The 12512-nt window shown below is 67.8% G+C and carries 12 protein-coding genes; all 12 read right to left on the bottom strand.

The genetic code is table 11. From position 1 onward, the window contains the following. Nucleotides 1-82: 82 nt before the first annotated feature. Genes argG through MU582_21500 form a run of 12 tightly spaced genes read right to left on the bottom strand, consistent with a single transcriptional unit; the run spans nucleotide 83 to nucleotide 12415 of the window. Nucleotides 83-1528: an argininosuccinate synthase gene (gene argG, locus MU582_21555; protein ID UPK77219.1), complete on the bottom strand. Its 1446-nt coding sequence runs from the start codon at nucleotides 1526-1528 to the stop codon at nucleotides 83-85. Between the two features lie 58 nt (nucleotides 1529-1586). After that, on the bottom strand, nucleotides 1587-2531 hold the full coding sequence (locus MU582_21550; protein ID UPK74986.1) for a sugar kinase: 945 nt from the start codon (nucleotides 2529-2531) through the stop codon (nucleotides 1587-1589). Continuing rightward, nucleotides 2528-3172: a bifunctional 4-hydroxy-2-oxoglutarate aldolase/2-dehydro-3-deoxy-phosphogluconate aldolase gene (locus MU582_21545; protein ID UPK74985.1), complete on the bottom strand. Its 645-nt coding sequence runs from the start codon at nucleotides 3170-3172 to the stop codon at nucleotides 2528-2530. Before MU582_21545 ends, MU582_21550 begins: the two co-directional genes overlap by 4 nt. Then, nucleotides 3169-4314, bottom strand: a complete 1146-nt coding sequence (locus MU582_21540; protein ID UPK74984.1) for an aminotransferase class I/II-fold pyridoxal phosphate-dependent enzyme — start codon at nucleotides 4312-4314, stop codon at nucleotides 3169-3171. The genes MU582_21545 and MU582_21540 overlap by 4 nt, the downstream gene beginning before the upstream one ends. Continuing rightward, nucleotides 4314-5189, bottom strand: a complete 876-nt coding sequence (locus MU582_21535; GenBank protein UPK74983.1) for an amidohydrolase — start codon at nucleotides 5187-5189, stop codon at nucleotides 4314-4316. The genes MU582_21540 and MU582_21535 overlap by 1 nt, the downstream gene beginning before the upstream one ends. Continuing rightward, nucleotides 5186-6169, bottom strand: a complete 984-nt coding sequence (locus tag MU582_21530) for an ABC transporter permease (GenBank protein UPK74982.1) — start codon at nucleotides 6167-6169, stop codon at nucleotides 5186-5188. The genes MU582_21535 and MU582_21530 overlap by 4 nt, the downstream gene beginning before the upstream one ends. Next, nucleotides 6166-7671 carry a sugar ABC transporter ATP-binding protein gene (locus tag MU582_21525; GenBank protein ID UPK74981.1) on the bottom strand — a complete coding sequence of 502 codons (1506 nt, stop codon included), beginning with the start codon at nucleotides 7669-7671 and terminating at the stop codon, nucleotides 6166-6168. Before MU582_21525 ends, MU582_21530 begins: the two co-directional genes overlap by 4 nt. Nucleotides 7672-7673: 2 nt before the next feature. After that, nucleotides 7674-8870, bottom strand: coding sequence for a substrate-binding domain-containing protein (locus MU582_21520; GenBank protein UPK74980.1), 1197 nt, complete (start codon nucleotides 8868-8870; stop codon nucleotides 7674-7676). Then, a complete protein-coding gene (locus MU582_21515; protein ID UPK74979.1) occupies nucleotides 8867-9862 on the bottom strand; it encodes an ABC transporter permease in 996 nt (331 codons plus the stop codon). The genes MU582_21520 and MU582_21515 overlap by 4 nt, the downstream gene beginning before the upstream one ends. Before the next feature lie 2 nt (nucleotides 9863-9864). Further along, nucleotides 9865-11091 (bottom strand): M20 family metallopeptidase, encoded by a 1227-nt coding sequence (locus MU582_21510; protein UPK74978.1) that lies wholly within the window; start codon nucleotides 11089-11091, stop codon nucleotides 9865-9867. Between the two features lie 7 nt (nucleotides 11092-11098). After that, nucleotides 11099-11590, bottom strand: a complete 492-nt coding sequence (locus MU582_21505) for a pyridoxamine 5'-phosphate oxidase family protein (GenBank protein ID UPK74977.1) — start codon at nucleotides 11588-11590, stop codon at nucleotides 11099-11101. A 21-nt stretch (nucleotides 11591-11611) separates the two neighbouring features. Then, nucleotides 11612-12415 (bottom strand): IclR family transcriptional regulator, encoded by an 804-nt coding sequence (locus MU582_21500; GenBank protein ID UPK74976.1) that lies wholly within the window; start codon nucleotides 12413-12415, stop codon nucleotides 11612-11614. Nucleotides 12416-12512 lie beyond the last annotated feature (97 nt).

Raw genomic sequence — 12512 nt, 5'->3', positions numbered from 1 at the left:
AGACCGAATCGTACGAATGGTCGCGCGGCGACGCGCGTACGACCGCTGCCGTCGCTGGGCACGGCAACGACTCGGGGTGGGGTCAGTCGGTCCCCGCCTCCATTGCGGCGTAGTCCAGGAACTCGTCACCCTCGGGCGCCGTGCCGTCGGAGGCGATTGCGTCCGCGCCGCCCTCCGGCAGCGCGCCGATCAGCGAAGTCGACGACTGGGTGGCATCCATCAGCGCCGGATGCGCAGTGCCGACCATGCCGTACGTCGCGTACTGCTCGAGCTTGGCGCGCGAGTCGGCGATGTCGAGGTTGCGCATGGTGAGCTGCCCGATGCGATCGGTCGGACCGAACGCCGAGTCCTCGGTACGCTCCATCGACAGCTTGTCCGGGTGGTAGCTGAGCGCGGGGCCGGAGGTGTCGAGGATCGAGTAGTCCTCACCGCGCCGGAGCCGCAGCGTCACCTCACCCGTGACCGCGGTGCCGACCCACCGCTGCAGCGACTCGCGCAGCATCAGCGCTTGTGGGTCGAGCCAGCGCCCCTCGTACAGGAGCCGACCCAACCGTCGGCCGTCGTTGTGGTACGCCGCGAGGGTGTCCTCGTTGTGAATGGCTGCGACGAGCCGCTCGTACGCGTGGAAGAGCAGGGCCATGCCGGGCGCCTCGTAGATGCCGCGGCTCTTGGCCTCGATGATGCGGTTCTCGATCTGGTCGGACATGCCGAGCCCGTGCCGGCCACCGATCTCGTTGGCCTCGAGCACGAGGTCGACCGCGGAGCCGAACTCCTTGCCGTTGATCGTCACCGGCCTGCCACGCTCGAACGCGATCGTGACGTCTTCGGCCTCGATCTCGACCTCGGGGTCCCAGAACCGGACGCCCATGATCGGGTCGACGATCTCCATCCCGGCGTTGAGGTGCTCCAGCGCCTTGGCCTCATGCGTCGCGCCCCAGATGTTGGCGTCGGTGGAGTACGCCTTCTCGGTGCTGTCGCGGTACGGGAGGTCACGGGCCGTGAGCCACTCCGACATCTCGGTACGACCGCCGAGCTCGTGGACGAACTCCGCGTCCAGCCACGGTTTGTAGATGCGAAGCGCCGGATTGGCGAGTAGCCCGTACCGGTAGAACCGCTCGATGTCGTTGCCCTTGAAGGTCGAGCCGTCGCCCCAGACCTGGACGTCGTCCTCGAGCATCGCGCGCACGAGCATCGTGCCCGTGACAGCGCGGCCGAGTGGCGTGGTGTTGAAGTACGTACGCCCGCTGGCCCGCAGATGGAACGCGCCGCAGGTCAGCGCGGCGAGCCCCTCCTCGACGAGCGCCGCCCGGCAGTCGACGAGGCGCGACACCTCGGATCCGTACTCCGTGGCGCGGCCGGGGATCGACGCGATGTCCGATTCGTCGTACTGGCCGATGTCTGCGGTGTACGTGCAGGGCACCGCTCCCTTCTCTCGCATCCAGGCAACCGCAACCGAGGTGTCGAGACCGCCGGAGAAGGCGATCCCGACGCGTTCACCGACGGGCAGAGAAGTGAGCACCTTGGACATAGGTGCAAGTATGCACGTCATTGCATAATCATACAACCGCGCTGCCTGCCGAGGTGCGTCAGCGGATCACAGTGCCCCCGCCCGCGGCCAACGCGCCGAGTTCGTCGTACGTCGGAGAGCCTTCCCAGTCGCCGTCGACGGTGACGGCGTACGCCCCGGCACGCGAGGCGGTGACCAAGCGGCGTTCGGGATCGGCGTGGTTCGTCCGTTCGTACAAGTAGCCGGCGGCGAATGCGTCACCGGCGCCGACCGGATCGATCGCCGTCACGGGTACCGCGGGCGACTCGAGGAGCTCGTCATCGATGACCGCGGTGCTGCCGCGCTCCGCCCGCTTGATCACGACCTCGGCCGGGCCGAGCGCGGCAAGGGCACGAGCGAGTTCGGCGGTGTCGGCTCCGTCGACGATCAGGCGCGCCTCATCCTCGGTTGCGAAGACGATGTCGGCGGTCTCGACCAGCCGTCGCAGCGTCTTCGATGCGTCGGCGGGCGACCACAGCGCGGCACGGTAGTTCAGATCGAAGGACAGCGCCGTGCTCCGGGATCGCGCGGCCGCAGCGGCAGAGTGCACTGCCTCGAGTGCGGTCGTACTCAGCGCAGCGGTGATGCCGGTCAGATGGACGACGTCGGCGGACGCGATCGCGGCCTCGTCGAGGTCGTCGGGCGCGAGCCGGCTTCCGGCGCTTCGATCCCGGTAGTACACGACATTGCTCAGATCGGCGGACCGATGTTCCTTGAGCATCAGGCCTGTGGGTGCGTCTCGATCGTGCACTGCTCGGGTACGAACTCCTTGCCCGCGGATCGTCGACTCGACCAGCGCGCCGAACTCGTCCTCCCCGACGCGGCCGGTCCAGGATGCGTCGCCACCTAGCCGGGCGAAACCGATGGCGACGTTGGACTCCGCGCCCGCGATGCCCAGATCGAGCGAGCGTACGTGCCGCAGCCGGCCTACGTACGGTGTGCTCAGTCGCGCCATCGTCTCGCCGACGGTGACCAGGGACCTCATCGGGCAACCTCCGTAACGGCCAGCCTGAACTGTTCGGCACGGCGTGCCACATCGTCCAGATCGCCGGTGTGCAGACTGTCTGCGATCAACGGGGACCCGACGCCGACCGCAGCGGCGCCCGCGCGAAGGTAGTCGGTGACGTTCTCGACGTCGACCCCGCCGGTGGGGATGATTCGCACGTCGTCGAGCGGCGCCAGCAACGCGCGTACGAAGGCCGGACCGCCCGCCTGTGCTGCGGGAAAGACCTTGACGGCATCCGCACCTGCCTGCCAAGCGGTCTCGACCTCCGTCGGGGTCATCGCGCCGGGGTACCACTCGAGTCCGGCATCCTTCGCGGCACGCCCGACCTCCAGTTGGGTCGTCGGTGCAACGACGAACTCGGCTCCGAGCCGAGTCGCCATCGACACGTGCTCGACAGAGCGGACCGTGCCGAGCCCGAGACGGACCTCGTCGTCGTACCGCTCGCGCAGCGTCGACAACGCCTTCTCGAAACCTGGCGTGTTGGTGGTGATCTCCAAGCAGTCGATTCCGGAAGCGATCAGTGTGGTGGCGACCGTCTCGAGATGGTGACCGTTGCCGCCGCGAAGGATCGCGATCAGCTTCGACCGACCGTTCGCCGACGGGAGATCGGCGGCCGTCATCGGTGATCTCCGATCCGGGACAGTCCTTCGAGCAACGCGTCGGTGTCGCTGGCGAGCGAGACACGCGCCCAGCCTGCTCCGGACGGGCCGAAGACCGTACCCGGTGCGACCGCCACGGACCGCTCGCGCAGCAGGCTGAGCGCCCATCGCTCGGTGTCATCGCCGACGCGGTCTCGCACGTCGATCCACAGATAGAAGGCGCCTTCCGGACGGAGGTATCCCATGCCCAGCTCGTCCAGGCGTTCGGTTGCGGCATCTCGCCTGCTGGCATAGGCCGCACGCATCTCGTCGACCGGCGCCTGTGTCCCCTCCAACGCCGCGAGCGCCGCGTACTGTGCGGGCGCGTTGACGCAGGCGAGCATCGGCTCCTGCAGCTTGGCCGCTGTCGGCGCGACCTCGAGCGGCGTACGTAGGTAGCCAACGCGAACACCGGTCATCGCGAACGTCTTCGAGAAGCTGTACGCCGACAGGACGCGACCATCGGTGTCGAACCGGCCCGGACTGATGTGGTCGGGCTCGAACGTCAGGGCGTCGTAGCACTCATCGGAGAGCACCCAGAGGTCGTGGCGCTCCGCGAACCGGACGAGTGACTCGACCGAGGCCGCGTCCAAGACGTTTCCGAGCGGGTTCGAAGGCGTGTTGACGATGAGCACCTTCGTGCGTTCGGTGACGAGTTGCTCGAGGTCGTCGATGTCGGGTCGGAACGACCGCTCCGGTCGCAGTGGGTAGAGCACGGGCTTGGCCTGCAGGAGCTCGACCGACATGGCGAAGTTCGGCCAACCCGGATCGGGTACGAGGACCTCGTCGCCGGCGCCGATCGTCAACGACAGCGCGAGATGGAGCGCCTGCGCACCACCGGCCGAGACGGTCACCTGCTCCGGCGTCGTCTCGTACCCGTTCAGGTTCGTGATCTTCGCGGCGATGGCGGTACGCAGTGCGTCGATGCCGGCGTTCGGTACGTAATGGGTATGCCCGTCTGCGTACGCGCGGCGCGCCGCCTCGACCACGTGGTCGGGTGCGTCGAAGCTGGGCTCGCCGACGTGCAGACCGATCACTGGTTGGTCGAGCGACCAGGCGAGGTCCATGATCGCGCGAATACCGGATCGCGGCATCGCCTCAGCGGTGTGTGTTACTCGAGGCATCAGGTCGTCTCCAGGAAACTGTCGGGGAAAAGTCTGCGTATCGTGTCGCCGAAGATGTCGGCATGTGCGGCGGCATCCAGCGATCCGAGTAGCTGCTCGGCCACATGGAACGTGTCGGAGTAGCCGGGGACGGTCGCGGGCCACGGGGAGTCCGATGCCCACAGGCTGCGCTCGGCGCCGTACGCACCGACGAGCCTGCGGGTGACGGTACGAAGGTCGTCGTACGGCGGCTCTGTCTCCGAAAGCGCATAGTGGCCGGACACCATCAGCTGCACCTGCTCGTGATCGGACAGCCGCAGGACCCGCTCGACGGCGGAATCGGTGAGACCGCCCGCGAAGCGTGGCCGACGGTGGGAGTCGACGCGCATATCGACCGGTGTGAAACCGAGGTGGTTCAGCACGATTCGAAGCGTCGGGAGTGCGGCAACGAGGTCGAGCAGATACGGCGCCTGCTGTGGCCCGAGGTAGGACCACAACACCCAGTCGCGTTCAGCCATCAACTGGAGAGTCGGCCATGCGGGGCAATCGACCAGGGGCTGACCCGGTGAGCCGAACGACATCATCCGTACCGCGCCGAACGGGTACGTCTCGGCGCGCGCCGCGAGATGTGCCGGACCATCGGGCCCGACGTCGTCCGGACCGGCGACGGCGACGGCTGCGAAGCGGCCGGGGTGATCGGCCAGGGCTGCCGCTGCGGTCGCATCCTCGACGCCGAGCGGGACGAGCACCGCGCCGCTGCCGCCGATGTCTTCGAGATTCGCCAGCAAGTTGTCGACGCTGGCCGCGCGGTCAGCTGGTGCGAGGTCGTCGACAACTCGCGGGACCTCGGTCGCGGGTCGGAAGACGTGGGCGTGGCCGTCGATGAACCCGGTCATCGACGCGCCTTCGTCACGAAGACGGCCGCGGCGGCGACGATCACCAGGCCACGAACGAGGTCGGTGATGGTCGACGGCAGCTGCAGCAGGGTGACCGAGCTGGTGACGAGCGCGAGCAGGGCGACGCCGCCGAGTGTGCCGACGACGGTGCCGCGGCCGCCGAGCAGCGAGGCTCCGCCGATGACGACGACGGCGATCGCAGAGAGTTCGAGTCCTTCGCCGGCCGTGGGGGAGCCGAGCGTCGCGCGTGCTGCCAGCATGACGCCGGCGACAGCGGCGAGGACACCGGAGATGACGTACGTACCCACGAGGACGCGAGTCACGGGGATGCCGATGGATCGGGCTGCGTCGGCGTCGCCGCCGACGGCGAAGACATGGCGCCCGAACACCGTTCGGTTGAGCAGGAAGGCGACGACCAAGGTGGCGAGCAGGAGTACGACGAACGGGTACGGAATCGGTCCGATCGTCCCGACGGCGAAGTCACCGAGCTGGCTGGTGACTTGGCCGGCGGGTGTCGAGCTGACCTCGAGTGCGGCGCCCTGGACGACATAGAACGTCGCGAGCGTGACGATGAACGGAGCCAGGCCCGCCCAGCCGACGAGGAGGCCGTGTGCGATCCCGATCGCCGCGCCGATTACCAGGACAAGGACGATGACCGGCATCGTCCGGATCGGGAACCCGTCGATGAGGACGGCCGTCAGCAGTGCGGCGAGCGTAGCGATGGAACCGACGGAAAGGTCGATTCCTCCGCCGAGCACGACGACATGCTGGCCGAGGGCGACCAGGCCGAGAACGACCGTCGTCATCAAGACGCTGGCGATGTTCGCGTTCGACCAGAACACCGACGCGTCGTGCAGCGTCAGGCCCACCACCATGGCGGCCACGACGACCCAGGCGGCGTACCCGCGCTGGATTCCGTTACGGACCCATGTCGTGGTTCGAGCTGTCGACAGGCGGTCGGCGGTCGCTGTCGTACTCATGCGGCCTCCACGGCGAGCGCCAGGGCCATGATCGAGTGCTCGGTCATCTCGGCTCCGCTGAGCTGGCCGACGACGCCGCCGTCTCTGCAGACCAAGGTCCGGTCGGCGAGCGCCAGTATCTCCGGCAGCTCGCTCGACGCGAAGATGACGCACAGCCCCGCCGCGGCCAGCTCTCGTACGATTCGGTAGATCTCTGCCTTGGCGCCGATGTCGACGCCACGGGTCGGCTCGTCCATGACCAGTACGCGCGGGTTGCGCCGTAGCCACTTCGCGATGACGATCTTCTGTTGGTTACCGCCCGACAACTGTCCGACGACCTGATCCGGTCCGCTGGTCCGGATGCCGAGGCGGGCACGCTCCTCGCCGAAGATGCGTTCTTCCTTCTCGGACGCGATCCAGCCGCCGGTCGCGGCTGCTCCCAAGTCGGTGAGCGTCATGTTCGCAGCGGCCGTCATGGACAGCACGAGTCCGTCGGTCTTTCGCTCCTCAGGTACGAACACCACTCCTGCGTCAACCGCTGCACGTACCGATGCGGCGACCTGTTCTCCATCGACTTCGACACTGCCCGCCGCGCGTGCGTGCACACCGGCGACGGTCTTGAGCATCCGGCTGCGGCCGGATCCGACCAGTCCGGCGACGCCGACGATCTCGCCGGCGCGTACCTCGAGGTCGAGCGGGGTGGCCGCACGTGTCGTCGCCTTGGGCGCGAGCCCGTTGCACCGCAGTACGACGTGTCCGAGCTCGCGCTGATCGTCAGTGTCGGGCGCGATGTCGCGGCCCACCATCTCGCCGACGATGCGGTCGACCGGATAGTCCTGTGCCGATCCGGTCGAGATCGTTCGTCCGTCGCGAAGGACGGTGACGTCGTCGGCGAGCTCGGCGACCTCATCGAGGAGATGCGTGATGTAGAGGACTGCTGTACCCGCGGACGCCAGGTTGCGGACTACCGAATGGAGCGCTTCGAGCTTGTCGCCCGAAAGCACCGCGGACGGCTCGTCGAGGATCAACACCCGTGAGTTGCGCACCAGCGCTCGGGCGATCTCGACGAGTTGCTTGTTGGCGAGAGAGACTTCGCCCGCGAGCATCGCCGGATCGAGCGAGTCGAGTTGCACCCGCGCGAGCGCATCGGCGACGACCGCCTGCTGGTCTGCGCGGCGCAGCAACCCGCGGCTACTCCGCTCCTGCCCGAGCATCACGTTGTCGGCGATGCTCATCTCGGGCAGGATCGTGAGCTCCTGGTAGACGGCGCTGACGCCGAGGTCCAACGCGTGGCGCGGCGACGCGAGGTCGGCGGCCTCTCCGTCGATGCGGATCTCGCCCGAGTCCGGTCGGTCATTACCGGTCAGGCAGCGAACCAGCGTCGACTTGCCGGCACCGTTCTCGCCGAGGAGGGCGTGTACGCGTCCGGGGCGACAAGCGAGGTCGGCGCCGTCGAGTGCGCGGACGCCGGGATAGTCCCGGGTCAGTTGACGAGCCTCCACGGCGAGCGGTGCATTCGACATGGTCAGCAGAGCTTCAGCTTCTCGAGCAGCGGGTCCGGGAGCGTACTCGGAATCAGCAGGTTGTCGCTGCACTCCTCACGTACGTACTCGCCGGCCTCGCGGTTGGTGAAGCTCGGTGAGTCGATGTAGACCTTGTTCAGCACCGGTTTGCCCTTCAGGATGTCCATCGCCGTGTCCAGGCAGTCCATGCTCTGCTCGGGAGGGAAGGACGAAAGTGCGAACTCGACGTCGCTGCCCTTGACCTCCTTCAGGAATGCGTTGCTCGCGTCACCGGTCAATGGCGGCACCGGCTTGTCGGCTTCCTCGTACGCCTGTACGACGCCCAGGTCTCCGTATCCGGAGTCGGACCAGATGCCGTCGAGGTCGGGGTACTTGCTGACGAGGTTCGCCGCGACGTTCTTGGCCACGCTCGGCGACCACTTGGTGTACTGCTTGGTCACGACCTCGACATCGGGGTACTTCTCGAACACCTTCTCGGCGGCGGCCGCCTGGTACTCCGCGGTGGGGACGCCCGCGAGACCGCTGAGCATGGCGACCTTGCCCTTACCGCCGATCTTGTCCACGAGCCATTCGGCGTACATCGAGCCGAGGAGGTCGTACTGACGGGTGACCGTCGAGACGGCGCCGGAGTCGTCCGGGAGGATGCCCGAGCAGACGACGACCGGGATGTCCTGCGCGGCGGCGGCCTTGACCTGACCGGTGATGCCTTCACCCATCGGTACGACGACCATGGCGTCGGGATCCTGACTGGTGAGCTGCTGGACGTTGTCGACCTGAGCGTTCGCGTCGCCGTTCGCGGATGCGTACAGCGTCTCCACACCGAGCTCGTCGGCGTGGTACTTGAACGCCTCTTCGCTGGTGAGACCCCAGGAGTTCGTCGGCCCCTGCGCGGCGAAGGCGATCCGGTACGTATCGCCCTGCTTCGGGTCGGCGGCGTAGTCGGAGGTGTCTACCTCGCACACCTCTTCGTCGGTGGGTTCGAGCGAGTCGATGCCGAGCTGTTTCGACGCGGTGGTCCAGGCCTTCTGGTACTCGGCGTTTGCCTTCTCGGAGTTCAGGCATTTCTCGCCCGCTCCGGCAGAGCCGCCGCTGGAGTCCTCGCGCTCGGTGCTACAGCCGGCCGAGATGACCAACGCGGATACGGCAACCGCGGCGATGCTGATGCGCCGCGAGTGCGCGGACAACACAGTCGTCCTCATGATGGTGTTCCTCTCTTCGAGAGCGCGCGGACAGGTAGGGGCAGATCGGCCCCGCGCTGTTGTATCCACACCGCGCACAAGATGACGGCCCCCGAAACCAGTAGTTGCGCGCCCGCACCGGCGCCGACCTGGACCAGCCAGGTGAGCAGTACGCCGAGCAGGACGACGCCGAGCAGGGTCTGCTCGATGCGTCCCTTACCTCCGCTGAGCGCGACGCCGCCGACAACGGCGGCTGCGATCGAGTTGAGGTCGAGGGTGCGGGAGAGCTGGGCGTCGACGTACCCGATGTAGCCGGCATTGATCAGGCCGGCGACGACAGCGAGCAGCGAGCACAAGACGTAGCAGGACGCGATCACCGTCCAGGTACGAATACCTGAGAGCTCGGCCGCACGGCGGTTGCCGCCGGTCGCATAGAGGCGGCGGCCGGCGGTGCCCCGCGAGAGCACGGCCCAGGCGATGACGGCGAACAGCGCGAAGATCCACGCGGGGGTCGGTACGCCGAGGAGGTCGCCCGTGCCCATCCACTCGAGCCCGGACGGCACGTTGCCGGACGGGGCTCCCTTGGTCCAAGCGATGACGACGCCCTGGACGAGTACGAAAACCGCGAACGTCGCGACGAACGGTGGAACGTTGCGGGCGAGCACCAGCGCGGCGTTGAGCGCACCGACGAGCAATCCGGCGCCGAGGGCAAGCACGACTGCCGACAGGAGCTTGTCGTCCGAGCCGCCCGAGTGGACCGCGACGATGACTGTCGTCAGCCCGACGACGCCGCCGACCGAGAGATCGATGCCGCCGACGAGCAGCACGAAGGTCTGCCCGAGAGCGGTGACTCCGATCAGGCCGATCTGGTACAGAACCAGCGACAGGACAGCGCTGGAGTAGAAGTTCGGTGCTGTCACCGCGGCGAGTACGAGGAGGACCAACAGACCGGTGAGCGGCGCCACGATCGCAAGCCCACGTGCCAGTAGGCGGTCGGTTCGAGACTCGGCCATCGTCACTCACCTCCCAGGAGGTAGTCGCGGGCGAGCGATTCGTACAACTCGACCGTTTTGCGTACGGCGGCGATGGACACCCACTCGTCCGCGCCGTGTGCGCGTTCGAGCAGACCGGGCCCGAGCGCTGGAAGGGTCGGCACCCCTTGCACCGTGTCGAACCACGTCGCATCGGTCGTGCCAGGGAAGACCGAGAGCGGCGGAGTCGTGCCGAAGGTGCGGCCGCAGGCCGCCGCGGCCGCCGTCGCGAGCGCATCGTCGGCAGGTACGTGAGCCGGTGGGAGCCAGTCGTTCGGCGGGGCGTCGAACTCGAGTCGGAGGTCTGCGCCGGTCGACGTACGTACCCGCTCGAGCGCGGTCTCGAACGATGCGACGAGCTTCTCGCGTCGCATCCCCGGGAGGAGGCGTACCTCGGTGTCGACAGCGACCCGACCAGGTAGAACGCCGAACCCGACGCCTCCTTGCGTACGAAGGCCGGTGTTGACGGTGGCGTCCCATCCCGCGAGCCCGTCGGCATTGTGGGGAATGTCGAGCGTGAGGTCATCGGCGATCGCGGTGACGCCTCGGGCGGCGTCGACACCGGCGTTGCGTACGCCCTCGCGGCCGGACAGGCTGGAGTGTCCTTGCCGGCCGTTCGCAACGACGCGCATCCGTGCGATGCCGCGGCTGACGAGATGCAGCCGGTCGTAGTCGTCCTGGACGCCGCCAGGCTCGCCGATGACCATGCCGTCGGGTCGGACGGCTTGCTGCGCGGCGAGGTACTGCGCTCCGTAGTAGGCGCCGTCCTCCTCGTCGGCGGCCAGCACGATCGACAGGCGACCGCGCTCCGGCGGCGACTGAGTCAGGCGCCCGGCGGCCACCAGCATGGCGGCGATCGCCGCCTTCATATCGCCGGAGCCGAGCCCGTACAGCCGATCGCCGTCGATGTCGGCGGCGTACGGGTCGACGCTCCAGTCAGCGTCGCCGACAGGTTTCGTGTCGATGTGGCCGCACAGGGCGAGGTGCCTGCCGCCCGGGCCGAAGTCGAGCGTGATGACGAGGTTCGGGCGATGCTCGGCGCGTGCGACCGTCACGGCGGTTGGCAAGCCGAGCTGGTCGGCTGCCTCGGTAACAACGGGTACGACCGCGGTCTCGTCGCCGGGCGGGTTCGGGCTCGGCGCGCTGATCAGACGCCGAGCAAGGTCGATCACATCGACGTCGACGCGCCCGGTCGCATCGAATTGGCTCACGGTCGGCTCACTTGTACTTCCCGGCCCAGTCCTGGCCCTGCCAGGTCTTGAGCTTGATCGGCTCCAGTCGGAACAGCCAGCGCGGCTTGTTCATCGTGGGCTCGAGGTACTTCGGGCCGTTCTCTCCGAGATAGCGCACGCTCATCCGGGTTGCGATCGGCACCCACTGACCTCCGAGGTTCGGCTCCTCGACCAGATGCGCCCGGCACTGGCCGGTGACCTTGCGCTGCGCGCCGTCCTCGTCGATCGTGATCGCGCAGCGCTCGTCAGCGGCGAGGTAGCGACCCCACGCGGACTTCTCGCGCGGGACCACCCAGAACGACTCGCCGTCCCACTCGAACCAGCAGGGCACCGCGTACGGCCAGCCGTTGAGGTCGAGGCAGGCGAGCCGAAGGATCTGGGGTTCGGCGAGGAACTGGCTCACATCGTCTTCGCCGAGTGAGCCGACCTTGCCGCGCCAGCTCTCATCGGAGGACGCGCCCGAGGTCGCGTTCGTCATGGAGTACTCCTTGATCGGTGGTCAGTCTGTGGTCGGCCGATAGCCGAGGCGGTGCGAGATCCGGTCGGTGATCCGCAGCACTTCGGGTGCGAGACGGTCGAGATCGTCGACCGTGAATCGGTACGCCGGGGCCGATAGCGACAACGCGGCCGCGACCGCGCCGGAATGGTCGTGGATCGGGGCGGCGACGCATCGCACCCCTTCTTCGTTCTCGATCTCGTCGATCGCGAAACCGCGGTCGTGGACGAGATCGAGGTGGGCGAGGAGTTCGCCGCGATCGGTGATGGTGTTCGGAGTGCGGCTCTCGAGTGGCTCGTCGAGCAGATCGAGGCGCTCTGCGTGCGTACGGCCGGCCAACAGCACCTTGCCGATCCCGGTGCTGTGCAGCGGCATCCGTGATCCGACGCGTGCGGCGGGGCGAATGGCATGTGGGCTGTGCACCGCGGCGATGTAGAGCACGGTCCGTCGATCGAGAACGCCGACGAAGCAGGTCTCTCCGGAAAGCTCGACGAGCTCCTCGATCAGATCGCTCGCGTGCTGCTGGAGGTCGATCCGCTCCAGGAACGCTTGACCCCAGCCGACGACTCGGGGGCCGAGGGCGTACCGAGAGTCGGCCTCGGAGCGCAGCACATCCGCCCGGCAGAGGACGTCGAGCAGGCGAACCGCGGTCGGGCGCGGGATGCCGCTGCGTTCGACGAGATCGACAAGACGCAGGGGCTCATCGCTGGCGGCGACGAGGTCGACCAACGCGATTCCTTTGACCAGGCTCTTGGCCGAGCCGGTCGCGTTGGAATTGGACGCTGCGTCCATTCCCGGATTGGACATGCCGTCCATATTGACCGTACGGCGGCGGTTTCGCAAGGGATCCGGTCAGATTGGTTGCGCCGGTCGCCCCCGACAAACGCGCCGAGGTACGCCGTCC

This window comes from Nocardioidaceae bacterium SCSIO 66511, assembly GCA_023100825.1.
Classification (GTDB): domain Bacteria; phylum Actinomycetota; class Actinomycetes; order Propionibacteriales; family Nocardioidaceae; genus Solicola.
Note: the sequence above shows the minus strand (reverse complement) of the source record. Positions and strands in the feature narration are given on the sequence as shown.